The following is a 23,327-nucleotide window of genomic DNA, read 5'->3' as shown; positions in this document are numbered from 1 at the left end:
ACTGAATTTGAACACACTGCAATTTCAAAAGCATTTTCTTAACAGGACTTTCGCTTTCTTTTCGTTACATTGTAAGAATTAACAAACTTTTATCAATAAGGCTTCAATTTTTTAATTAAAATTGCTTGACATATCAAACATTTAAGATGAAACGATTTTTTATGACCTCAGCGCTTTTGCTATCCCTTATAGCGAATGCACAAACAAAACCCAGAGCAAGAGATTTAGGAGTTCCGTTTGATGGTACGACCGGAAAGAACAATGCTATTACCGATGTTCCCGGAATTGAAGTCGGCTACAAAACAATAATCGAAGGAGACGGAAAACTGGAACCGGGCAAAGGTCCGGTAAGAACCGGCGTAACCGTATTATTACCCAAAGGCAAAACCGCTAAAAGCTATCCGGTTGCCTGGTTCAATCTGAATGGCGATGGCGAAATGACGGGAATTCCCAATGTGGAAGATTATGGTTTAGGCTATGGTCCAATCGGAATTACTAATACTAATAGCGTAGGAACCGTTCGTGATGCGATTGGCGAATGGAGTTATAAAAAATTTTCCGAAGGCGGCTTCATTGATTTTTCGTTTGGCCTTCCTATTGTAGCAGAAACCTGGGATGGTATGCTAAATGACATCAATGGTTTTCATATTAAAAAAGAACATGTTTGGGACGCTTTGGATGCTTCCAAAAGCGGTCCGGTTCAGGAAGGCAATGTCGGTGGAGGAACAGGAATGGCTCTGTATCATTTTAAAGGCGGAAGCGGAACAGCATCAAGAACATTCAAAATTGACGGAAAGGAATATACTTTAGGGGTTTTCATTCAGGCGAATTTTGGAGGACGTCCGGATCTGATGGTCGCCGGAGTTCCCGTTGGTAAAGAAATTAAAGACTACAAACCGATATTCAACAATCAGAAAAGAAAGGATGGTTCGGCCATAGTTATTGTTGCGACCGATGCACCACTTACCCCAAGTCAGCTGAAACTGGTTGCCAAACGAGTAACCCATGGGATTGCGCGCACCGGGACTTTCTCCAACGATAGTTCGGGAGAAATCTTCCTGGCACTTTCAACCGCCGAACCGGTGACCAATGAAAAAGGCACTATGCAAACCTGGAACGTCCTGACTAAAGAGCAACTGAATCCTGTCTTTAAAGCGACCGTACAGGCTACCGAAGAAGCCATTATCAATACGCTCGTAGCGGCCGAAGACATGGAAGGCATCAACAACAACAAATTTTTCGCGTTGCCACATGATGTACTGCAGACTATTCTAAAAAAATACAATCGTCTTGCAAAATAGCCCTAGAATCTAATTATGATTTTGAGTAACTTTATAGTCCAAAAAATAGTTCATCATGAAAAAAATACATTTCTCTACCAGCATTAACGCCCCAAAAGAAAAAGTATGGCAAGTACTTTGGAATGACGACACTTATCCAAAATGGACCTCGGTTTTTGCCGAAGGCTCAAAAGCTGTTTCCGATTGGAAAGAAGGTTCCGGAATTCATTTTGTGAATGAGAACCACGATGGAATGTACAGTAAAATAGACAAACGTATTGACAATGAAATTATGAATTTCAAACACATCGGAAACGTAAAAAACGGAATCGAACAACCTTTGGATCCTGCTACGGAAAACTGGTCAGGCTCCAGCGAGAACTACACTTTGAAGGACGAAAACGGAGTAACGTCCCTTACTGTTGATATGGATATTCTTGAGGACTATGCCGATTATTTCAACGAAAAATTCCCATTGGCTCTGGATTTGGTTAAAAAAATGGCAGAAGAATAGCTAAGCAATGGCCTTAAAGTTGTAAAATAAAAACTCAAATAATAAAAAAAGCTTCAACAATGTTGAAGCTTTTTTTATTGTATTCCCCTTATCTGAATTCCTCTTTCAGAATTCATCAATAAGTTATTTTGATGAAGCAACTTCCACTGCAGAAGTCACATGTTCTTTAGCCGCTAAATAACGTTCCGCATCCAAAGCAGCCATACAGCCTGTTCCCGCAGCGGTTACAGCCTGACGATACACGTGATCGGCAGCATCACCACCTACAAATACACCCGGAACATTTGTTTTGGAAGTACCCGGTTCATTAATGATGTATCCGGTTTCATCCAACGTTAAATAATCCTTGAAGATATCGGTATTTGGATTGTGTCCGATGGCTACGAAAAATCCGGTTGCTGGGATTTCAGTGATTTCCCCAGTCGTTTTATTTTTAGCCAAAACACCCGTTACTACATTTCCGTCACCTAAAACTTCCTCAGTTTCCGTATGTAATAAGATTTCGATGTTCTCCGTTTTTCTAACACGATCTTCCATGATTTTTGAAGCACGGAAAACCTCGCTACGTACCAACATTGTAACCTTTTTACACATTTTAGATAGGTAGTGTGCCTCTTCGCAAGCACTGTCACCTGCTCCAACAATCACCACTTCCTGATTTCTGTAGAAGAAACCGTCGCAAACCGCACAGGCTGAAACACCACCACCCATTTGAAGATAATGTTGTTCTGACGGTAATCCTAAATATTTTGCAGAAGCTCCGGTTGAGATAATAACCGTATCACAGTGAATTTCTTTAGTATCGTTGATCCATACTTTATGAATGTCTCCGGAAAAATCAACTTTTGTAGCCCATCCGTCACGAACATCCGTTCCGAATCTTTTTGCCTGCTCCATTAACTGAACCATCATTTCAGGTCCGGTAATTCCTTCCGGATAGCCAGGGAAATTTTCTACTTCATTTGTGGTTGTTAACTGACCTCCAGGTTGTGTTCCCTGGTATAATACAGGATGCATACTGGCTCTGGCTGCATAAATTGCTGCAGTATAACCTGCCGGTCCCGAACCAATGATAAGACATTTGACTCTTTCTATAGTATCTGACATAATTTCTAATATAAATATTTTTATCTTGAAGCATACAAATGTAAGTTTTAATTAAAAAAGTTTTTCAAAAACGCATCAGATTTAACTATTTATAAATAATTTGAATTTATCCCTAAAATTATTTTGGAAATAAAATATTAGCACTATATTTGCACCACAATTACACGGGGTGTAGCGTAGCCCGGTCATCGCGCCTGGTTTGGGACCAGGAGGTCGCAGGTTCGAATCCTGCCACCCCGACAAACAAATCCTTTCAGCTTTGCTGAAGGGATTTTTTGTTTTTAAGAAAATTCAAGCTTGCTTGTAATTTTCCTGAAAACAAAAAAGACCAAGATTTCACAGAAATCTTAAAAGGGATTTGTTTAGCAACACCCCCAAACAGGATCATAGAATAATCCTGCCCCCATCAAACAAATCCTTTCTGTTTTTCAGAGCAGAAACCTTAAAAGATTTTTTTAGCAACAAACCCAAAATCAGGGTCATGGAATAATCCTGCCTTATTTTCTCAAATCCACAATTCAGAGGAAATTTTTTATTTATGATAATTCGAGAAAAAATCACCCCTCTTTTTTAAGCTTTCTATTTATAATCCGGTTCATACATTTTACTTTTGATAAAACCCCGGATATCTTTGGGCCTTTCAACATCCGCCAATCCGCTATTGAAAATTTCTTCAGCTATTTTTTCGGCTACATTTAATGAAACCTGCGCGATATTGTCGACATGCGGATAAATCAAACCTTTTTGAAAATCTTCATCGGATATTTGTTCCGCGACAGCTTCGGCGGCAACGATGAGCATCTCATCGGTAATTCTTTTGGCCTGGGTCGCAAATATTGCCAATCCCATTGCCGGAAAAATAAAAACATTATTGCCTTGTCCCGGCGTAAACGTTTTCCCTTCATACGTTACAGGAGCAAACGGACTTCCGCTGGCAAAAATCGCTTTCCCTTTACTCCACTTATAAGCCTCTTCAGCGGTACATTCGGAGTGAGATGTAGGATTCGAATACGGAAAAATAATCGGTTGTTCGTTTATCCGACTCATATTTTCAATGACCTGCTGGTTAAAAGCACCACCCACGGTACTTACCCCTACAATAGCCGTTGGTTTTATCTTAAGAACAGCATCAGCAAAATCAGTATAGGCTTCACTTTCATGCGCAAAAGCTTTTTGATGTTCCACCAAATCTGTTCGCGATTTCACAATCAATCCGTTAACATCAAACATCCAGATTCGCTCAAGCGCCTCTTCTTCGGTCAACCCGTCTTTTTTGAATTTTTGCACGAGCATATTCGCAATTCCGAAAGCAGCCGCACCGGCACCCAAAAACAGAAAACACTGTTCTTTGAACGATTTTTTCATAAGCCTACTAATCGCAATAAAACCTGCTGTGGCAATTGCTGCGGTTCCTTGTACATCATCATTGAAAGTACTGACTCTGTCACGATATTTCTCCAAAATACGAATGGCGTTCACCCCGGCAAAATCTTCCCATTGAATGCATATTTTCGGAAAAACTTCGTTTATGGCAACCACGAATGCCTCTATAAAATCATCATATTCTTTTCCTGTGACCCTCTTCTGTTTTATACCCGGATAAAGCGGATCTTTTAAAAACTCTTCATTATTAGTCCCCACATCCAATACGATGGGCAAAGTATGTTTCGGGGGCACTCCGGCACAACTGGTATAGAGGATCAGCTTACCAATGGGGATACCAATACCGAAAATCCCCAAATCACCAAGCCCGAGAATACGCTGGCCATCAGTAACCACAGCAAATCTGACATCAGCGGTATACCAATTTCTGAGTATTTCTTTGATCTGATCCTTTTGATTAATGGAAATATAAAGACCTCTCGGACGTCTTGCAATATGCCCAAATGCCTGACAGGCTTCTCCAACAGTCGGCGTATAAACCAAAGGCAGGTAAACTGACGGTTTGCTGGCAACAGTTCTGAAAAAAAGGGTTTCATTCGTGTCATACAAATTCATCAGATAAATATATTTATTAATCGGTTTTTCAAAATTGTTAAGCTGCATATGCACGCGCATCATTTGCGTTTCAATTGTCTCTACATTGTTTGGCAGCAAACCTTCCAAACCGAATTCCTGTCTTTCTTCCATTGAAAATGCGGCTCCCTTATTTTTTCCAGGGTTGCGCAACAATGAATAACCTCGGCTATTTCCCATTTTTGAATGATTTTAGTGATTATCAGTACGCCAAAAAAGAAATATTCTTCATGATAAATCTTAACTTAATCTTACACAATAAACGAAAAGGGGACTTTCGACAAAAAGACTTAAACAATTGATTTTTAAGTCATTTCAACACAGTAAATTTAACAATAATATTTTTCAATCGTAAGAAAATCCGTTTTTAATTATCAGAAAACAGACACAGCAAACGCAACAAATATTCAGCCTTAACCCCTAATAGCAACCTCAACAAATAGAGTTATAAAAAACATTTAAGATGCTCCAAAAAAGAGGACCTTGAATCCTTTCCTAATTCGGAAGGCATTTTTTGTCTTCATTCCGAAACTAGAATCGTTTTTCAATTGATAAATTCCTATTTTTGCCAAGACTAATTAACACATCACTTTATGCTGATTATTGGAATTGCTGGAGGTACAGGAAGCGGAAAAACAACCGTAGTACATCAAATCATGAATGAACTACCGGAAACCGAAGTGGGAATCATTTCCCAGGACTCCTACTACAAAGCCAATCCCGGTCTGAGTTTTGACGAACGTGCCTTAATCAATTTCGATCATCCAAGAGCCATCGACTTCGAATTATTAGTCACACATCTGAAAGAGCTGAAAGAAGGAAAAACCATCGAACAGCCGATTTATTCTTTCGTTACACACAACAGGACAGACGACACCATTGTAACCCATCCGAGAAAAGTAATGATTGTGGAAGGCATCCTGATTTTAGCAAATCCTGAATTACGCGATATGTTCGACATCAAGGTTTTTGTCCATGCGGATTCAGACGAACGTTTGATCCGTCGCTTAAAAAGGGATATCGCCGAACGCGGACGCGACATGGAAGAGGTTTTAAACCGATATCAGAACACACTTAAACCGATGCATCAGCAATTTATTGAGCCTACCAAGGCTTTTGCCGATATCATCATCCCGAACGACAAATACAACACCGTGGCCATCGATGTGGTTCGCGCCGTAATTAATCAGCGCATTGGTTAATTTTCATATATTTAGAAAATGAAAAAAGCATTTCAAAATTTAGCACTCAAATATCCTTTTCTGAAAATTTTCGGAAACCGATATGTATTGGTGTTGCTTTTTTTTACGATCTGGATGCTTTTTCTGGACAACTACTCCTATCTTGAACACCGAGTTTTGAATAAGGAGATCGATGAACTTGAAGACAATAAAGCTTACTATCAGGACGAAATCCGAAAGGATAACAGTAACATCAAAAAACTGAAAAATCCTGCGCAGGTAGAAAAATATGCTCGCGAGAAATACTACATGAAACGCGAGAACGAAGACATTTACATTATAGAATTTGAAGAGGAAGCATCTGCTGAAGGTGCGGAATAACTCAGAACACACATTATGAGCGACAAGCTGTTTACAGAATTTGAAGGTGTTTCTTCCAAGCAATGGAAAAACCAGATTCAATATGAATTAAAAGGTGCCGACTACAATGAAACCCTTGTTTGGGAAAGTCCGGAAGGAATTAAAGTACGCCCTTTTTACCATGCCGATGAAGAAATAAAATCATTTCCAGCCAATACCGAGGCAGCCAATTTCAAGATAGTTCAGGATATTTTTGTGCACGATTTGGACAAATCCATCGCAAGAGCATTGGACACCTTAAACCGTGGCGCCGAAAGCATTCGTTTCACGTTGGAAAATGAATCGGTTGACATTACCAAATTACTGACATCACTTCCCCTTGAAACAACTCCGGTTTACATTTCGATGCATTTCTTATCGGAAGATTTCATTAAGAAGATTGACGAAATTGCTTCCAACCATTCAGCTACGATTCATGTCTTAGCAGATCCTATCGGACAATTCGCTAAAGAAGGTAACTTATTTTCCAATGTGGAAGGTGATTTTGCCACTTTAAACAATCTGACGAAAAACTGCAAAAACATTTCGTTTTTAAGTATTGATGGAGGATTATACCAAAATGCCGGAGCCAATATGGTTCAGCAGTTAGCTTACACCTTAGCTCATTCCAATGAATATTTCAACCGTATTGCAAATTTCAACCAACCAGTTACCGTTCAGGTGGCCGTGGGAACGAATTATTTCTTTGAAATTGCCAAGTTGAGAGCTTTACGCCTACTATTTAACACATTAGCCAAAGAATACAGCAGTGAAATCAACTGTCATATAGTAGCAACACCAACCAAGCGCAACAAAACTTTATACGATTATAACGTAAACATGCTTCGTACCACTACAGAGTGTATGAGCGCTATTTTAGGCGGTGCCGATGCGGTTTCAAATTTAGCTTACGATGCCATTTATCACAAGGATAACGAATTTGGCGATCGTATTTCACGTAACCAATTGCTGGTTTTAAAACACGAAAGTTATTTCGATAAGGTAAATAATCCGGCAGACGGTGCGTATTATATCGAAACTTTGACCCAACAGTTAGCCGATAAAGCCTTATTGTTATTCAAAGATATCGAAGCTAATGGCGGTTTCATTACGCAATTGATCGAAGGAACCGTTCAGCGTAAAATCAAGGAAAGCGCTGAAAAAGAACAGGAATTGTTCGATAACGGAAAGGAAATCCTTTTGGGAACCAACAAATACCCAAACAAAGACGACCGCATGCACCATGAATTGGAATTGTTTCCGTTTGTAAAAACCAATCCGCGTAAAACCTTAATCATCCCAATTATCGAAAAACGATTGGCTGAAAAAATGGAACAGGAACGTTTGGAAACGGAAAAGTAATAATAAATGCAGATTTTATTCATCATTTCATGGGTATTATCTTTTGGATTTGCTGTTTTTGGAATTATATATTTTATCATCGGCATTACATATAAAAATTGGAGAAAAATATTGCTTTCATTATCTAGTATTATAATAAGTGTCTCGTGTTATTATTTACCTTATTATATTCTGATTGAAATGATATTAAAACCTTTCAAAAAATAGAAACTTTAATCTTTGCACTTTAGCGGAAACAAATGAGAAAAGACATTCAACATATAAAATTAGAAACTTCAGAAGTTAAAAGTTCGCAGTCGCATGACCAAAACTTTGTAACCGCTGAAGGCATCGAAGTAAAACAAACCTATTCCGAATCAGATTTGGAAGGTTTGGAGCATATTGGTTTCGGAGCCGGTTTTGCGCCGAATTTACGCGGACCGTACGCAACCATGTATGTACGCCGCCCTTGGACGGTTCGTCAATACGCAGGATTCTCCACCGCAACCGAAAGTAACGCATTCTATCGCCGTAACCTGGCCGCCGGACAAAAAGGATTATCCGTTGCATTCGACTTAGCAACGCACCGCGGATACGACTCGGATCACGAGCGCGTAGTGGGCGACGTTGGAAAAGCCGGAGTTGCTATCGACTCAGTAGAAGACATGAAAATCCTTTTCGATCAGATACCTCTGGGTGAAATGTCGGTTTCCATGACCATGAACGGTGCGGTATTGCCGATTATGGCATTTTACATCGTAGCTGCGGAAGAACAGGGCGTTGACGCAAAATTGCTTTCGGGTACGATCCAAAACGATATTTTGAAGGAGTTCATGGTGCGTAACACGTACATCTACCCTCCTACACCATCAATGAAAATCATCGCCGACATTTTTGACTACACCAGTAAAAAAATGCCGAAGTTCAACTCGATCTCGATTTCCGGTTACCACATGCAGGAAGCCGGTGCGACTGCTGACATCGAGTTGGCGTATACTTTAGCCGACGGATTGGAATACATCCGAACCGGGTTGGCAGCTGGAATGAAAATCGACGAGTTTGCTCCACGTTTATCATTCTTCTGGGCGATCGGAATGAACCATTTTATGGAGATTGCCAAGATGAGAGCCGGTCGTATGTTATGGGCAAAATTGCTGAAACAATTCAACCCACAAGATGAAAAATCATTAGCATTAAGAACACACTGCCAGACTTCCGGATGGAGTTTAACCGAGCAGGATCCTTTTAACAATGTGGCACGTACAGCCATTGAAGCAGCAGCAGCGGCTTTTGGAGGAACACAATCTCTACACACCAATGCATTGGATGAAGCCATCGCTTTACCAACCGATTTCTCAGCGCGTATTGCCAGAAACACCCAGATCTTTTTACAGGAAGAAACCAAAATCTGTAAAACCGTGGATCCTTGGGCGGGAAGTTACTACGTTGAAAGCCTAACTAAAGAAATCGCGGATAAAGCCTGGGCATTAATAGAAGAAGTGGAATCGTTAGGCGGTATGACCAAAGCAATCGAAGAAGGTATTCCGAAACTAAGAATTGAAGAAGCTGCAGCACGTAAACAGGCACGTATTGACAGCGGACAGGATATTATTGTTGGGGTGAACAAATTCCGTTTGGAAAAAGAAGACCCGTTACACATATTGGAAGTAGACAACCAAACCGTTCGAAGAGAACAGATTGAGCGTCTGGAAAACATAAAAGCGACCCGAAACACGCAAAAAGTACAGGAATGTTTAGCTAAACTAACGGCATGTGCGCAAGGCGGAGAAGGAAACTTATTGGATTTGGCGGTAGATGCAGCACGACACAGAGCCACTTTAGGTGAAATCAGTGATGCATTGGAAGCCGTTTTCGGAAGATATAAAGCACAAATCAGATCATTTAGCGGCGTGTACAGTAAAGAAATTAAAAACGACGACAGCTTTGAAAAAGCTAAGGCGTTGGCCGACGAATTCGCGAAAAAAGAAGGCCGTCGCCCTCGTATTATGATTGCAAAAATGGGTCAGGACGGACATGACCGTGGTGCAAAAGTAGTTGCTACCGGTTATGCCGATGTAGGTTTTGATGTGGACATTGGTCCGCTTTTCCAAACCCCATCCGAAGCAGCAAAACAAGCAGTGGAAAATGACGTACATATTTTAGGGGTTTCTTCCTTAGCCGCGGGACACAAAACGTTGGTTCCGCAAGTAATCGAAGAACTGAAAAAATACGGCCGTGAAGATATCATGGTAATTGTGGGCGGAGTAATTCCGGCGCAGGATTACCAGTATTTGTTTGACGCCGGCGCGGTTGCGGTTTTCGGACCGGGAACTAAGATCAGTGAAGCGGCCATTACTATTTTGGAGGTTTTATTGGAGGAGTAACAGGCATAATCAGATGAAAAAAATAGTTTTACTCCTAGTGTTTTTTGGCACATTAAATTTAAATGCACAAACAAATAAAACTGAAATAACCATTGAATCCGTTTCAAAAAACTGGGAATTCTTTGATTTAATTAATCCTAAGTTTTCGAAAGAAGAATATAGGGAAACTAAAGAAATGCTTGAAGGAACTCAAATTGAGTTTAGAAAAGACATGACCTGTACCTTTAATTTTGTACTTGAACTGGAAGGAACCTGGACATTGAATAAAAATGTAATTACCACAACGGACAGACGTGGTACCAACACTTGGACCATTCACAAAATCAGTCCCGACGAAATTACGATGTCAAGAAATGATGCCCAACAAAAACTTATTTTTAAGGCAAAAAAAAGTAATTAAAGACTAATAAATACAAAAAGAGCGGCACTTGCCGCTCTTTTTGTATTACGCTTTCCTAATTTATACATTTTCCATTGGCTAAGGAACACACCTAATAGCATCGTCATTTCTTCTTGTGTTAATCCTAATATATTTTTTAGCTCAGGTCGCTTTTTCATCTGTGACTTTTTTGAATTTTCTTACACATAGTCACAACTATTGTGCCTTTGGATTTAAAATCTGCTGGCCCTCGCGCTATGTATTCTAAAATAAAAAACCAGCCCTAAAGCTGGTTTTATTATTTCAAAATCGCTCTTAAAATCTTTGCGATATTCCTGGCATCATCTACTCCCCGGTGATGTGTGCCTTCCAATGGAATACCCAAATATTTTAGCGCTCCGTCCATTCCTAATTCGTGACCTAGTTTGTTTTTGAGCGCAAACAACGTTTTAACGTTAATGTGCGAAGGACCAAAAGGGTATGCCTTTTCTAAGGCCTGACATTGCTTTTGAAATTGCCTCAGATCATAAGCACCAAAACTCGCCCAGGCTCTGCTTTGCGTTTTGTAGTCATTTTTCAGTATCCGCAAAGCTTCATCAAAGGAAACTGCTTCTTGTTCGATCAGTTCCGGCGTTATCGTTGTTAACTCAGTACAAAACGGACTTATGGTAGAACGCTCCGGCTTTACTAAAATGCCCCGGTTATCTGTTATTTCACCTGTTTCGACATCCAGCAAACAAACGCCAACTTCAATAATATCACTAATCATACCTTCCGGTAATTTCCCTTCCCAACAAGTGGCTTCAATATCCACCACCACTATTTTATCTAATAATTTTGCCATTTTTCTAATTTTATTTTATACAATTTTAAAATTGTAGTTTTATTACTTCTTCTTTTTTTTACTCTTTTCCGACTTGGAAGATTTCTCCTTTTTGTCCTTGCTTTTTTTCTTGCCTTTCAACAAATCAAGTTTTTCTTTCAAACGTTTTTCCGCATTGTCGGTTTCGTATGAAGTGTCATTAGTAAAAGCTGCCAATTTCACTTCTTTGATTACTTTCAACGCTTCTTTAAACTTTCGCTGACTTTCCAAAAGCAAGGCTCTTTTCAACAAAATTTCCGCTTTGTTGATCCCTTTGATGGTCAAGGCGAAATCGATCAACTTTTCCGCTTCAGCTACATCTTCATTCAAAATCATAGTGTGAATGTAATGTACATATACTTCTAAAGCATGAATATCGATCCCGATCGCCTGTTGAAAATAATCTTTCGCCACTTCATAACGCTGCAATTGCTCGGAATACAAACGCCCGTACAAACACAAGGCGATAGTATTCTTTCCATCGTAGGACAATGCATAATCCAAGGATTCCACGGTTTCTTCCAAGGAATACGGATAATTATCCAAAGCCTGAAATAAGTATTTATCTATTGATTTCATATATTATATTTTAAGTCTGTAAGCAACCGTTCTTGATTGCCCCACGTAACTCATTTTTACTTTGCTGTCGTTCAGCTTTGTTTTTCTTTGTTTCTTTTTGTTTTTTGAAATCGGAACCTTCAAATGTTCTTATCGGATTTCCACGCTCAATTTGCATCTGGTTCATCCATTGTGATTGAAACTGATCTTTGATTTTCGAAAGCGATGCTTCCTGCAATTTGATCAGTAACCGCTCGGTCGCCAGTTTTTTATTCTGATGTTGTGAACGGGAATCCATACTTACAACACTCAAACCCGTTGGTAAATGCGTGGCCCGAATAGCCGAACTCACCTTGTTCACATGCTGTCCGCCCGCTCCTGAACTTCGCATCGCCTGATACTGAATGTCTTTTTCCGAAAAAACCATTTCCTTCGATCTTTCGATTTCAAAAATCCCGATGAACCAGTTTTTGCGTTTGTGAAACTTTCGGAACGAACTCTTCCCGATCCACTGAATGGTGCCGATCCAAGACGTTACAAACTCGTTTACATCTTTACCTTCCAATAAGACAATGGCCGATTCCACCGTACCGTTTTCCGAACCTGCTTCGTGTTGCAGGACATTTGCTTTCAGATTAAAAGCCGCCGCATCCTGCAACACTTTCTTAAGCACCTGAGCTACTACCCAAGTACATTCTGCAGGTCCTCTTCCAGAGGTTATTTGAATTATCTTTTCCATCCTATCGGTCCATTCTTACTATTTTCGGCGTAAACGTTCCCAAGACATCCACCAATTCTGTTTGAAGACTCATTACTTTATTGATGTCTTTGTAGGCCATTGGTGCTTCATCGATATTTCCGCCAATCAGTTGTACATCATGGTCTGTCAATACTTTATTGATCTGACTTTGCGTGAAGCTTGCTTTACACTTTGCCCTTGAGAACAAACGACCGGCGCCATGCGATGCAGAATTCAGACTGTCAACATTACCTTTACCCATCACTATAAATCCCGGAGCGGTCATCGAACCCGGAATGATTCCGAGTTGCCCTTCACCGGCCGGAGTTGCACCCTTGCGATGGACTATGCATTCCTTGCCGTCCACCATTTCTTTCCACGCAAAATTGTGATGGTTTTCAATGGTTACCACAATACGTTTACCCAAGGCTTTAGCGATTCTGCGGTGAATGTCTTCATGACACGCTTTGGCATAATCCCCAGCTAAATTCATAGCCAGCCAATATTCCTGCCCATCGTGTGTGTTCAGGTCCAACCATGCCAGATGCTGCACATTTTTAGGCAACGGACATTGTTTGGTAGCCAGATACGTGTAATGTTTCGCAATGTTAGCTCCAAATCCGCGAGAACCACTGTGTGACAAAACTGCCAGGTATTCTTTTGGTTCCAGTTTCCATTCCGGAAGCGGATTGTCCAGTTTTACGATTCCAAATTCCACAAAGTGATTGCCACCACCCGAAGTTCCTAATTGCTTATAAGCTTTGTCCAGCAATTGCTTTACTACCGGAATGTCTTTGAACTCGCTTCGGTAAAAAACCTCATGATCGGCTTTTATTTTGTGGGTTTCGGTCATGCCGAATTTCGTATGATCTTTCAAAATTGCCTGTAACTGATGGTCTTTCCCCTTCAGAAACGAGGCAGGTAAATCAAAAATCGACAAACTCATTCTGCAGCCAATATCTACTCCCACGCCATAGGGAATCACCGCATTGTCAGCCGCCAAAACCCCACCGATCGGTAAACCGTAACCGGAATGAGCGTCAGGCATTAAAGCGCCTTTCACTGCAATTGGCAACTTCAGTGCATCATACAATTGAAATTTCGCCTGTTCATCAATTTCATTTTCCCCGAAGATCGAAAAAGGAGCTCTAGTGTTGTTCAACTGATTGAATTTCACCTGAACCGGATTTACCAAGCCTTCCGCCACTTTGCCCCAGGTGCCGTGTCCTTTAAATTTTTCAGGATGCAGCAATACTTCTTTGGCTTCGGCTAAAATGCTTTCTTTCTTTTCTCTTTTTCGGTATCGGTTTACTTGCCCTAAGGCAATATTTATCGCATTATTTTTAGGGAAGCCCAATTTAATCAGGTCTTTCCCGGATAGTTTATTTCCCATGATTTTTTTAAATAATTTTTTAAACAGCCAATGGTAAAACCATGCGGCCGACTTTTCACTCGCTAGGAATGAAGTAAAATCGTTTCGGGAACTCTGTTTGAAGTGTCTAGAATAAACAAAAAAGCCCGAAACTAAATGTCTTCGGGCTTTCTCATATATTTTTGTTTATCTATGATTGCGTTAAGCCACGAAGAAGAGCCACACCAGTTCCAACTGATGATTTGCTTTGAGGTAATGATTTAAATACAAACATTTTTCTTCGTTTTTAATGGGTTATTAATTTCTGTTGCAAAGATTTATTTTTATTTTTCTATTTTCCAAATAGTTACGATAAAATCCTGCTATTTCGAATTAGTCTGAATAATCTTTCAACAGGAAAACCCTTGTATTTTCAATACTTAAGACCTTAAAAAAAAATTTATGAAAATTATTTATTTCGCAGTTAATTACGATATTTTACACTAATTTTTGGTTCAAAATTGTAAAATTCCCAAATATAACAACATAAATTATTTCAGTTTTATGATGTTTCTTGGTAGTATAACGTTTGATCATAAAAAAAGCAAAACTAGACCTTTTTATGGTTGTAGTTTTGCTTCTTCTTTTTACATGCACGTAATAGAAATCCGCGCTATCAGAGTGTTTAGATCACTATCCTCCTTTTCCGCTTTCAGAAAGTTTTCGCGTTACCTCATCCAGATTGAAACTTGCCGGCTTCTGAGGGAAACGCGCTCAGCATGCGGAACAACAAGATAAATGCACTTCGAGACCTGGTAAATCTCATTTAACACTACCGCACATTGACGGCTTTCATCTCAAATCAATTCTTGCCAGGTGATTTCATTAGTTGCTCCATTACAGCATCGAGATTAAAACTGGCCGGTTTTTGTCTAATTGGATAATCCTTAAAGGACTGCAGCCATTTTGCGACTATAGCCTGAGAAGGTACAATGAGAAAGGCGCGGTCTGCCATCCACTTTTCGTACTCAAAAGATTCGGGGCCTCTTTCAAACGGGTCCGATCTTAAATTATATATACGGGCGCCCCGTAATCGATCGAAATCCTCGAGCCAAACGCCAAGGCCTGTATGATTCTGCTCGATAAAGCCAATCTTCCACATACCGACCCTGATCGCAAAGAGATCGCCATCATCACTCCAATACAAAAATTCTTTACGGGGCGATTCCTTTACCTCCCCTTTAAAGAAAGGGACTAGATTGTAACCATCGAGGTGCACTTTAAAAGTTTTATTGCCCACTTTCATTCCTTTGAGTGTTTTTTCAACAACATCAGGATTACCGGCTGCCGCCAAAAAAGTAGGAAGCAAATCTTCATGAGCGCACATATCATTAACAATAGTTCCCAGTTTTATGACACCGGGCCAGCGGATTAGGCAGGGTGTGCGGTAAGCGCCTTCCCAATTAGTAGCTTTTTCGCCTCTGAACGGAGTACTTCCCCCATCGGGCCAACTCATCACCTCGGCTCCGTTATCAGTACCATACACTACAATTGTATTGTCTGCGATTCCTAATTCATCCAGTTTTTTCAAAAGCTCCCCAACCATTGCGTCATGTTCAACCATTCCGTCAGGATAAACCCCTAAACCGGTTTTCCCCTCCGACTCTTTTTTTAAATGTGTAAAAATGTGCATCCGGGTAGAATTAAACCATATGAAGAAAGGTTTGTCAGCCTGTTTCTGTTTATCCATAAAATTCTTGGTAGCCGCAAGAAACTCTTCATCTACGGTTTCCATTCTTTTTCGGGTAAGCGGACCGGTATCTTCAATCTTACCTCCTGCATAAGAATGGATCACACCACGAGGTCCAAATTTTTTTTTGAATTCCGGATTTTTTGGATAATCAGGATTCTCAGGTTCTTCTTCCGCGTTAAGGTGGTACAGGTTTCCGAAAAACTCATCGAAACCGTGATTAGTCGGCAGAAATTCATCCTTATCACCAAGGTGGTTCTTACCAAATTGCCCGGTTGCATACCCCTGTCCTTTCAAATACTCCGCAATGGTTGGATCTTGAGGACTTAAACCGATATCCGCGCCTGGCAAGCCAACTTTGGTAAGTCCGGTACGGATAGGAGACTGTCCCGTAATAAAAGCGGCTCGACCTGCAGTACAGCTTTGCTGTCCATACCAGTCGGTAAAAATGGCGCCTTCTTTTCCGATGCGGTCAATATTGGGTGTTTTATACCCCATGATTCCCATGTTGTAGGCGCTGACATTAAACCATCCGATATCATCGCCCCAAATGACAAGAATATTCGGTTTTTTCTGCTGTGAAAAAGAATTGTTCCACAGAAAGCAACACATGCTTAGGAGCAGTATCACCTTAAAATCATTGCTTTTTTCGGCACAACCATGCGAAAAAACAGCCCTAGATGTACATTTTTCCATTTGCTTTAATTTTAAATGACAAATTAATTAAGCATATAGGCGGAATTAAATAAATCTGGGGCTGTTCTGTTTAAATTATTTCTGACTGTTTTATTGGAAGTCTTGATAGTCTACTGTCAGAATTGACACTTCCTGGCTTAATAGTTTACCTTACACAGCCAAGCATCTCACTGGCTTAGGTACTTTTTGCAAATGAATTGAAAGGATTGAGGGGCGAGATAATGCTAGCGAACCTTTTCATGGGAATTGAATTTAAAAAACCCCTTAAAGGTACAAAATAATATTTTTCCTATTAAGAATTAATTAACTTATTATCAGTTGGTTATAATTTTTTTGAATCGTTTTTAGAAAGCTAAAATTGACTATAGTAAAAGACAAAATCCGATAACGCATTCTTTTTATATTTGCAAAAGAACTTCAATAGTGTGCTTACCTAAAAACAAACCATGGAGATCAGAATCCGACAAGAAAACCCTAATGATTACCCAAAAGTCTTCAAACTCATTGAAGCTGCCTTCCGAACTATGGAATACAGTGATCACAGAGAACATTTTTTAGTGGAGCGGTTGCGAAAGTCGGATGCGTTTATTCCCGAACTCGCTCTTGTAGCAGAAATCGACAACGAAATCGTCGGGCATATTTTACTGACCAAACTGCGTATTGAAAACCAAAACGAATCTTTCGAATCCCTGGCACTGGCACCGGTTTCGGTAAAACCTGAATTTCAAGGAAAAGGGATTGGTTCCCAATTAATCATCAAAAGTCATGAGGTTGCTAAACGATTAGGATATAAGTCCGTCATTCTGTTGGGTCATGAAAGCTTTTACCCTAGATTTGGGTATGAACACACCAGCAAATATAGCATTAAAATGCCCTTTGATGTTCCCGAACAAAACTGTATGATCGTTTCACTATCTGAAAACGGACTGCTTGGAATAAGTGGCGAAGTGAAGTACCCCAAGGAGTTTTTCGAATAATAAGCTTATTTTCTTTCCATCGGACATCATAAAAAATTGTCCCCATACAAAGTATGGGGATTTAGCACTTCAAAATTGTAACTTTTTAAAAAAATATTTTTTTTTATCACAGCGCATCCTATTAAATCAACATTGAACCGTAACCTTCAGAAAAGTGGCCGGAATTGACATCGAATTTGCATCAGCACTTTTATTTTGAGCTTTAAAAAGGCCTTCCAATTCGCTCTGCAATGCATCACTTTTACCATCGTTAGCGGCAGCTTCGTACGCATTCATCGTCGGACCGTAATAGTTTCTGAACGTCTCTAAAAACTGTACTGGAGAATAAGGCGCTTCAAACACAAATGTTTCCTTGCTGAAACTGATGTTCTCTTTTGGGATTCCGGCGGCCACAAAGCGCTCCACCACATTATCTTCGACACCCCAGAGCATCGGACTTATAAATCCTTCCGGTGGTGGTGGCGTATAAGCCGAACAGGTTTTCAGGATTTGCGCTACCAGAGTCGGATCACCCGGTATCCAGTTTCCCATTATTATTTTGCCTCCGCGACGGGTAACCCGAACCATTTCCTTCGCCACATCGAAAGGCTTAGGCGCAAACATAGCACCGAATATGGTCATGGTGAGATCGAAACTGTTATCCTTCAGATCCTGTAAATCACAGGCGTCACCTTCCTGAAACTTACAGTTGGTAAGCCCTTCCGCCTCCACCCTTCTGTTTCCGGCTGCCACCAGATTGGAAGCGATATCAACACCGAGCACATTCGCCCCTGTCTTAGCTGCAGGAATCGCAGTGGTCCCGTCGCCGCAACCTAAATCTAAAACATCCATTCCGCCGTAAATACCGATCTGGTCTACTAATTTCTTTCCGCTGTCACGCATGGTTGCTGCGAGTTGCGTAAAATCACCTTTTTCCCATAGTGCTTTGTTTGCATTCATAATCGACTGTTTTTTTTGAATTATTTTTATATCCTTTTGAGGTTACTTCATCTTTGGGGCATAAACAATTCATCCCAACAGTTTGACCCATACGGAAAACCCGTATTTTGAAATCAAACTATTGGGGTAAGTGGCTAAATGTGCTTAAATTACAGTAAATGAACATCATACCATTTAGCGGCTAATTTGTCAAGATCGGCTTTCATTAAATCATCCGGAGTCATGACGGGCTTGAATTCACAAGCGGCTTCAAAATTGAGGAACCACGGCTCGGCTACGACCGGAATCATGGAGGCATCTGAAATCTCGACAATCATTGTGGCGGCCCGATTACCTTCTATTTCGGTAAAATGAATGCTTTCCGGCTTAATCTCTTCAATGATACGGCCTAAAATTTCACCTGCTTTACCACTTCGCACCAGGGAGTTAAACGGCTCGATCGGCAGAATAACGTTTACTAACATTTTCATGATTTCAGAATTTAAAGATTTACCTATTAAAGTTACAAAAAAAATAAAAGACAGAAACTACTTAAAAAACTCAAAATCACTAAAATAAAATAACCGCAAAAGATACCGGAAAAATTAAACTATTTTTACGGTTCAAAATTCAATTATGTCGAAATTACCTAATGTAACCGCGAGCATTTTTTCGGTTATGTCACAACTCGCGAACCAACACGGAGCTATTAATTTATCGCAAGGATTCCCGAATTTTCCCGTAGACGAACAGCTTTTGAAAATATCGGAGCGTATACTTCAAGGAAACATCCACCAATATACTCCGATGGCAGGTTTACCTTCTTTGTTGGAAAAAATTGCCGGTCTAATACAACAACACTATCAGCGAGAACTTAACAGCTCCACAGAAATATTGGTTACAGCCGGTGCAACGCAGGGACTTTATACCGCGATAAATACGTTTGTGAACATTGGGGAAGAAGTGATTCTGTTGGATCCGAGTTACGACAGTTATGAACCGTCGGTGCTTATGGCCGGAGGTGTACCGGTCCGAATTTCATTGAATGATGATTATTCACCCGATTTTAACCATATCGAAGCCGCACTTTCCTCAAAAACAAAGATGATCATCATTAATAATCCGCATAACCCAACTGGAAGAATCTGGACGAATGCCGAATTTGAAGCGTTGGAAACACTATTGGAAAAACATCCGCAGGTTTTGGTTTTGGGGGATGAAGTCTATGAATTCATATCGTTTTCGCACCCGCATATTTCTTTTCATATGCGTCCGAAATTAATGGACCGGACCATTATTGCTTCGTCTTTCGGAAAGTCATTGCATGTGACCGGTTGGAAAGTTGGTTATCTTATCGCGCCAGAAAAACTGATGGCCGAGATCAAGAAAGTGCATCAGTTTTTGGTTTTCAGCGTGAACAGTGTCTCTCAAAATGTGATTGCGGAATATCTGGATATCGTCGATTTGAATGCGATTGCCCAAATGTATCTGCAAAAGAGAAATTTGTTCCGCGAATTGATTAAGGACAGCCATTTTGAATTGCTGCCCTGTGAGGGCACCTATTTTCAGTTGGCAAGCTACAAAAATATCAGCAACCAAAATGATGTCGATTTTTCAAGGGAGCTGATCACAAAACACGGTGTAGCTGCGATTCCGTTATCTGTTTTTTACCAGGACGGCACCGACAAAAACGTGCTCCGCTTTTGTTTTGCCAAAACTGATGAGACGCTTATTGCAGCAGCTGAAAGACTTAACAACATTTAGATTATAAACAAAAAGCCGGTCAATGACCGGCTTTTTGTCTGTTTGCAACATTTTAATCTAGTATGATTTCAGCTAAGTTTTCCTTTTGCTTCACTTTTCCAAGTTGAATGGTCTGTAATCGGCGCTCCGTTTTTCCTTTTTTATCGGTAATGTAAATTTCCACCATTACGGTTGCAGGACCTCTCTCGGTGAGCGCCGTTTCTCCGTAAAAATTTGTTTTGATCAGGTATTTCCCTTTGACACTGTTACGCAAAAGATATTGCTCCGGACCATAACCTCTTGTAAAATCTTTAGAAAATCTCGCACCGGCCTCAGTCGTTTTTTTCGAATAATAACATTCTTCTCCGGTGGGTTCTATTACATGTAAGTCGATATCGGTATCCATCTCATTCCAGTTCAGGATGATCCTTAAATCAACCGGCATCTTAGTGCCGTATTTACTTTCCAAATCCTTGTTTTTGACTTCTTTGTGCTCGGCCAGCATTCGATTGATATCCATAAGAATAATATCTTCAATGCCTTCGTAATGCCCCCTCATTTCTTCATAATAACTGCAATCAAGAGCCTTTACCAGGGTATCAAAAGCTTCCTGATATCTTTTATTGTCTTCCAGCGTCAACGCCAAATCCCTGTAGCTTTGAGGTTCATGTTCTCTCCATTTTGCAACTTTTTGGGCTACAAACAAAGCGTCTTCGTAGGCTCCCCACTGACGCAACTGGTAGATCAACGATTTGTACAGCTGGTGATTTTCCAGACTTAAATCGGCGATGTTGCTCAAAATCAATATCCCTTTTTGTTTGTCCCCGGCATTATAAAAATAATTGGCTACGTCGAAATAAAAACTCGGATTATTCAACTGCTCCTCTCTTAATTCCAGATACAACTCATATTTTTTCTCTTTCGGGGCGGCATCCAAAGCTTTTAAATAAACTCTGTCCGGGTTCCAGGACTTGGTTTTTATCTGATTTAGATCTCTGTTGATTATTCTTCCGGAAGAAAGTGTATCGGCAACAGCATTAGAGGTTCGCGTTGCATTTGCGGTTTCGACCTGAAGCCCGGGAACTTTTCCTGCCAAGGATTGCACGAGATTCGGACTCCTGTCTTCTTCGATTACTTCAACTGCTTTTTCTCCTTCCCCCGTCGGCTGATCTATTATTATTTCTGCGTCTTTATCTCCCCTAACATTTCGGTTTGGTGCAGTAACAGCGACTTTTCTTCCTTTTACGCGTGATCCCTTTCCTTTTTTCGAGGTCGCACTTGAAGTTGTAGAAGCCACTTTTGGAGTTGCGTATTTAACATCCTTACTCCACCAATTCGTAAGTCTATCATAATACATATCGATATTCTTCCAGTTGCTGATTTTTGCTGTTTGGGCGGTTTCCCCTCTCTGCTTCATCAGAACGTCGTACTGTTCCCTTAATTCCTGCGGAGGCATGATATCGTATAAAATATAATCATTGAGACTTTCCAAAACGATCAGTGAAGTATTTCCGGTAACCAAGCCATATCTTTTGCCTAAAAGCTCTATCTCCACGGCATTCTTTTTGGGCTGAATTTCCAGATCAGCTAACTTTTTCTGTGCCCAAATCCTTTCGATATTTGTCGGTTGTGAATTTGAATTGCCTTCAGCATTGATCACTATTTTTTTCTCAAGAACAGGTTTATCGGAATAGCCAAACAGCAGTACAATTTCATTTTTGGATTTTAGTGAGATCCCTGAAACGCTGAAATTTCCTGATACAGAAGTCCCTGCCATCGGATAAGTTTCCACTACCGAATAATTTTCTTTGATCCCCAAGAACTTTAAGTTCTGATACAATAATTTATCCAGGGCTTTTTCAGCATTCAATTGATTCAGATTGATAAAACTGCCTCCGGATTGCATTGCGGCGTACTTCAGAAAAGAAAAATCAGATGAAACGAGCGAACTTATCGTATAAACAGGTTTTTTGGTTTTCTGAATAGTACTTTCGCTTAATGAGGAAAGGCCATCTGTAAAAAACAGGTATTCATCCTGTTCCGAAAAGTTCAGTTTGGAAAAACGCGTACCACCGTCGTATTTCACATTTTTTAAGGCGGATTTCAAAGCCGACCAATCGCCGTTAACAACCGTATATTCTTTTTCTTTTTCAAAAGAATAATTAAGCAGATATAAGGTTACAGCAGTATTTTTGATTTCTTTGAAATAGGCATCCAACACCTCAAATTCTTTTTCTGAATCCCTGTTTTTACAGCTTAAGGAATTATCCCAGATCAATCCTATGGAAGCCGGGTTTTTCTTTTTCAGTTTGTTCCCTTCCACTACAGTCGTAGCATAAAAATAATATTGGCCGTCAACCGATTGCACATAGGCATTCGGGATTTCACTTTGGATTGGGATTTTGATCAACAGCTTTTCCGAAGGTTTATAACTGCTCATCTTATAGGAGGTGCGATACGTTTTTTCTCCTGGCACTTCAAGAATTTTATCTTTGGAAAAAGTTTTTTTCCCTTCGTTGATAATCAATGGCTTTGCATCGCCGGCAGAGACATTTATACTGATTTCAAATTTATCCAGCGCAAACGGGTATTTACTTACCAGCTGATAGGCCAGATTGTTTTGATCATATCCGGACAACTCCTGTTCGAACCCGATTAAGACAACTCGTTCTTTATTTGGGGAAATCGGATAGATGCGTGTTCTGAAATTATTCCCGTCGACTTTTTCCAATAAGCCGGGATCCACCCTTTTGTGCTGAATCGCCTCAAATACTTGTTTCCCTTTACTTTTATTAACAGGAACCGCTTCCCTCATTTTACCGTTGATATCGATCGCATAGCGGGAAACAGATACTCCTTCCGGCAATGGGAACAATAATTCTCCTTCCATATCCCTCGAACCCGAATTGACAAAATGCATTTCAGTGGTGGTATATGCGATATTACCAACGATATCAACATTTACGATCATCTGACTCATTTTCACTTTAACAGAATCCTGTCCCTTCACATTCAGTTGCGGACTTTGGGCTTGGGCAATAAAGGCAGCCAAAAACAATAAAACAAAAATTACTTTCTTCATACTTATTTTAAAAAAAATGGAAAACCTTTACTCTTATACAGTTAGGTATT

Annotated in this window: 20 protein-coding genes and 1 tRNA gene; 10 read left to right on the top strand and 11 right to left on the bottom strand. The window is 40.2% G+C overall.

Going from position 1 to position 23,327, the window contains the following annotated elements:
• Window positions 1-146 precede the first annotated feature (146 nt).
• Complete coding sequence (locus tag AC3E9U_RS11170; RefSeq protein WP_488746988.1) at window positions 147-1,301, top strand: DmpA family aminopeptidase; 1,155 nt, start codon at window positions 147-149, stop codon at window positions 1,299-1,301.
• 55 nt (window positions 1,302-1,356) lie between these two features.
• The gene (locus tag AC3E9U_RS11165; protein WP_488746987.1) at window positions 1,357-1,794 is read left to right on the top strand and encodes an SRPBCC family protein; all 438 of its coding nucleotides are present in this window, start codon (window positions 1,357-1,359) and stop codon (window positions 1,792-1,794) included.
• A 123-nt stretch (window positions 1,795-1,917) separates the two neighbouring features.
• On the opposite strand, the gene trxB is transcribed toward AC3E9U_RS11165, so the two are convergent.
• On the bottom strand, window positions 1,918-2,901 hold the full coding sequence (gene trxB / locus AC3E9U_RS11160; protein WP_488746986.1) for a thioredoxin-disulfide reductase: 984 nt from the start codon (window positions 2,899-2,901) through the stop codon (window positions 1,918-1,920).
• Window positions 2,902-3,066: 165 nt separating this feature from the next.
• Between trxB and AC3E9U_RS11155 the strand changes: the two genes are divergently transcribed.
• A tRNA-Pro gene (locus AC3E9U_RS11155) sits at window positions 3,067-3,141 on the top strand.
• Window positions 3,142-3,480: 339 nt separating this feature from the next.
• Here AC3E9U_RS11155 and AC3E9U_RS11150 read toward each other — a convergent pair.
• On the bottom strand, window positions 3,481-5,097 hold the full coding sequence (locus AC3E9U_RS11150) for an NAD-dependent malic enzyme (protein ID WP_488746985.1): 1,617 nt from the start codon (window positions 5,095-5,097) through the stop codon (window positions 3,481-3,483).
• Between the two features lie 413 nt (window positions 5,098-5,510).
• On the opposite strand from AC3E9U_RS11150, the gene udk reads away from it, so the two are divergent.
• The 5 genes from udk to AC3E9U_RS11125 all read left to right on the top strand — a co-directional run bounded on the left by udk (window position 5,511) and on the right by AC3E9U_RS11125 (window position 10,622).
• Window positions 5,511-6,119, top strand: coding sequence for a uridine kinase (gene udk, locus AC3E9U_RS11145; protein ID WP_488746984.1), 609 nt, complete (start codon window positions 5,511-5,513; stop codon window positions 6,117-6,119).
• 18 nt (window positions 6,120-6,137) lie between these two features.
• Window positions 6,138-6,479, top strand: coding sequence for an FtsB family cell division protein (locus AC3E9U_RS11140; protein WP_488746983.1), 342 nt, complete (start codon window positions 6,138-6,140; stop codon window positions 6,477-6,479).
• A gap of 15 nt (window positions 6,480-6,494) precedes the next feature.
• Window positions 6,495-7,859: a methylmalonyl-CoA mutase subunit beta gene (locus AC3E9U_RS11135; protein ID WP_488746982.1), complete on the top strand. Its 1,365-nt coding sequence runs from the start codon at window positions 6,495-6,497 to the stop codon at window positions 7,857-7,859.
• 239 nt (window positions 7,860-8,098) lie between these two features.
• Window positions 8,099-10,222: a methylmalonyl-CoA mutase gene (scpA, locus tag AC3E9U_RS11130; protein WP_488746981.1), complete on the top strand. Its 2,124-nt coding sequence runs from the start codon at window positions 8,099-8,101 to the stop codon at window positions 10,220-10,222.
• A gap of 13 nt (window positions 10,223-10,235) precedes the next feature.
• Window positions 10,236-10,622 carry a hypothetical protein gene (locus AC3E9U_RS11125; protein ID WP_488746980.1) on the top strand — a complete coding sequence of 129 codons (387 nt, stop codon included), beginning with the start codon at window positions 10,236-10,238 and terminating at the stop codon, window positions 10,620-10,622.
• Here the strand turns inward: AC3E9U_RS11125 and AC3E9U_RS11120 are convergent.
• The 6 genes from AC3E9U_RS11120 to AC3E9U_RS11095 form a co-directional block, all read right to left on the bottom strand.
• Window positions 10,619-10,780 carry a hypothetical protein gene (locus AC3E9U_RS11120; protein WP_488746979.1) on the bottom strand — a complete coding sequence of 54 codons (162 nt, stop codon included), beginning with the start codon at window positions 10,778-10,780 and terminating at the stop codon, window positions 10,619-10,621. The two genes, AC3E9U_RS11125 and AC3E9U_RS11120, sit on opposite strands and share 4 nt — an antisense overlap.
• Window positions 10,781-10,899: 119 nt before the next feature.
• Window positions 10,900-11,445 (bottom strand): 3'-5' exonuclease, encoded by a 546-nt coding sequence (locus tag AC3E9U_RS11115; protein ID WP_488746978.1) that lies wholly within the window; start codon window positions 11,443-11,445, stop codon window positions 10,900-10,902.
• Between the two features lie 42 nt (window positions 11,446-11,487).
• On the bottom strand, window positions 11,488-12,042 hold the full coding sequence (locus AC3E9U_RS11110; RefSeq protein ID WP_488746977.1) for a hypothetical protein: 555 nt from the start codon (window positions 12,040-12,042) through the stop codon (window positions 11,488-11,490).
• Window positions 12,043-12,052: 10 nt separating this feature from the next.
• Window positions 12,053-12,760 (bottom strand): peptide chain release factor H, encoded by a 708-nt coding sequence (prfH, locus tag AC3E9U_RS11105; RefSeq protein WP_488746976.1) that lies wholly within the window; start codon window positions 12,758-12,760, stop codon window positions 12,053-12,055.
• Window position 12,761: 1 nt separating this feature from the next.
• Window positions 12,762-14,153, bottom strand: coding sequence for an RtcB family protein (locus AC3E9U_RS11100; protein WP_488746975.1), 1,392 nt, complete (start codon window positions 14,151-14,153; stop codon window positions 12,762-12,764).
• Between the two features lie 820 nt (window positions 14,154-14,973).
• On the bottom strand, window positions 14,974-16,557 hold the full coding sequence (locus AC3E9U_RS11095) for an arylsulfatase (RefSeq protein WP_488746974.1): 1,584 nt from the start codon (window positions 16,555-16,557) through the stop codon (window positions 14,974-14,976).
• 446 nt (window positions 16,558-17,003) lie between these two features.
• Here AC3E9U_RS11095 and AC3E9U_RS11090 point away from each other — a divergent pair, with 446 nt between their 5' ends.
• Complete coding sequence (locus AC3E9U_RS11090; protein WP_488746973.1) at window positions 17,004-17,534, top strand: GNAT family N-acetyltransferase; 531 nt, start codon at window positions 17,004-17,006, stop codon at window positions 17,532-17,534.
• A gap of 126 nt (window positions 17,535-17,660) precedes the next feature.
• On the opposite strand, the gene AC3E9U_RS11085 is transcribed toward AC3E9U_RS11090, so the two are convergent.
• Together AC3E9U_RS11085 and AC3E9U_RS11080 are read right to left on the bottom strand one after the other, a co-directional pair.
• Window positions 17,661-18,473, bottom strand: a complete 813-nt coding sequence (locus AC3E9U_RS11085) for a class I SAM-dependent methyltransferase (protein WP_488746972.1) — start codon at window positions 18,471-18,473, stop codon at window positions 17,661-17,663.
• Window positions 18,474-18,622: 149 nt separating this feature from the next.
• Window positions 18,623-18,943, bottom strand: coding sequence for a panthothenate synthetase (locus AC3E9U_RS11080; protein ID WP_488746971.1), 321 nt, complete (start codon window positions 18,941-18,943; stop codon window positions 18,623-18,625).
• Between the two features lie 145 nt (window positions 18,944-19,088).
• On the opposite strand from AC3E9U_RS11080, the gene AC3E9U_RS11075 reads away from it, so the two are divergent.
• A complete protein-coding gene (locus tag AC3E9U_RS11075; protein ID WP_488746970.1) occupies window positions 19,089-20,216 on the top strand; it encodes a methionine aminotransferase in 1,128 nt (375 codons plus the stop codon).
• Between the two features lie 52 nt (window positions 20,217-20,268).
• Here AC3E9U_RS11075 and AC3E9U_RS11070 read toward each other — a convergent pair whose 3' ends face one another.
• Window positions 20,269-23,277 carry a DUF2135 domain-containing protein gene (locus tag AC3E9U_RS11070; RefSeq protein WP_488746969.1) on the bottom strand — a complete coding sequence of 1,003 codons (3,009 nt, stop codon included), beginning with the start codon at window positions 23,275-23,277 and terminating at the stop codon, window positions 20,269-20,271.
• Window positions 23,278-23,327: the final 50 nt, after the last annotated feature.

The sequence above is a fragment of the Flavobacterium sp. 21.1 genome (assembly GCF_057801535.1).
Note: the sequence above shows the minus strand (reverse complement) of the source record. Positions and strands in the feature narration are given on the sequence as shown.

What these genes read in the sequence shown, in the direction of transcription:
- AC3E9U_RS11170 (WP_488746988.1), top strand. Translation starts at nt 147, where the DNA reads ATGAAACGATTTTTTATGACCTCAGCGCTTTTGCTATCCCTTATAGCG.
- AC3E9U_RS11165 (WP_488746987.1), top strand. Translation starts at nt 1,357, where the DNA reads ATGAAAAAAATACATTTCTCTACCAGCATTAACGCCCCAAAAGAAAAA.
- trxB (WP_488746986.1), bottom strand. Translation starts at nt 2,901, where the DNA reads ATGTCAGATACTATAGAAAGAGTCAAATGTCTTATCATTGGTTCGGGA.
- AC3E9U_RS11150 (WP_488746985.1), bottom strand. Translation starts at nt 5,097, where the DNA reads ATGGGAAATAGCCGAGGTTATTCATTGTTGCGCAACCCTGGAAAAAAT.
- udk (WP_488746984.1), top strand. Translation starts at nt 5,511, where the DNA reads ATGCTGATTATTGGAATTGCTGGAGGTACAGGAAGCGGAAAAACAACC.
- AC3E9U_RS11140 (WP_488746983.1), top strand. Translation starts at nt 6,138, where the DNA reads ATGAAAAAAGCATTTCAAAATTTAGCACTCAAATATCCTTTTCTGAAA.
- AC3E9U_RS11135 (WP_488746982.1), top strand. Translation starts at nt 6,495, where the DNA reads ATGAGCGACAAGCTGTTTACAGAATTTGAAGGTGTTTCTTCCAAGCAA.
- scpA (WP_488746981.1), top strand. Translation starts at nt 8,099, where the DNA reads ATGAGAAAAGACATTCAACATATAAAATTAGAAACTTCAGAAGTTAAA.
- AC3E9U_RS11125 (WP_488746980.1), top strand. Translation starts at nt 10,236, where the DNA reads ATGAAAAAAATAGTTTTACTCCTAGTGTTTTTTGGCACATTAAATTTA.
- AC3E9U_RS11120 (WP_488746979.1), bottom strand. Translation starts at nt 10,780, where the DNA reads ATGAAAAAGCGACCTGAGCTAAAAAATATATTAGGATTAACACAAGAA.
- AC3E9U_RS11115 (WP_488746978.1), bottom strand. Translation starts at nt 11,445, where the DNA reads ATGGCAAAATTATTAGATAAAATAGTGGTGGTGGATATTGAAGCCACT.
- AC3E9U_RS11110 (WP_488746977.1), bottom strand. Translation starts at nt 12,042, where the DNA reads ATGAAATCAATAGATAAATACTTATTTCAGGCTTTGGATAATTATCCG.
- prfH (WP_488746976.1), bottom strand. Translation starts at nt 12,760, where the DNA reads ATGGAAAAGATAATTCAAATAACCTCTGGAAGAGGACCTGCAGAATGT.
- AC3E9U_RS11100 (WP_488746975.1), bottom strand. Translation starts at nt 14,153, where the DNA reads ATGGGAAATAAACTATCCGGGAAAGACCTGATTAAATTGGGCTTCCCT.
- AC3E9U_RS11095 (WP_488746974.1), bottom strand. Translation starts at nt 16,557, where the DNA reads ATGGAAAAATGTACATCTAGGGCTGTTTTTTCGCATGGTTGTGCCGAA.
- AC3E9U_RS11090 (WP_488746973.1), top strand. Translation starts at nt 17,004, where the DNA reads ATGGAGATCAGAATCCGACAAGAAAACCCTAATGATTACCCAAAAGTC.
- AC3E9U_RS11085 (WP_488746972.1), bottom strand. Translation starts at nt 18,473, where the DNA reads ATGAATGCAAACAAAGCACTATGGGAAAAAGGTGATTTTACGCAACTC.
- AC3E9U_RS11080 (WP_488746971.1), bottom strand. Translation starts at nt 18,943, where the DNA reads ATGAAAATGTTAGTAAACGTTATTCTGCCGATCGAGCCGTTTAACTCC.
- AC3E9U_RS11075 (WP_488746970.1), top strand. Translation starts at nt 19,089, where the DNA reads ATGTCGAAATTACCTAATGTAACCGCGAGCATTTTTTCGGTTATGTCA.
- AC3E9U_RS11070 (WP_488746969.1), bottom strand. Translation starts at nt 23,277, where the DNA reads ATGAAGAAAGTAATTTTTGTTTTATTGTTTTTGGCTGCCTTTATTGCC.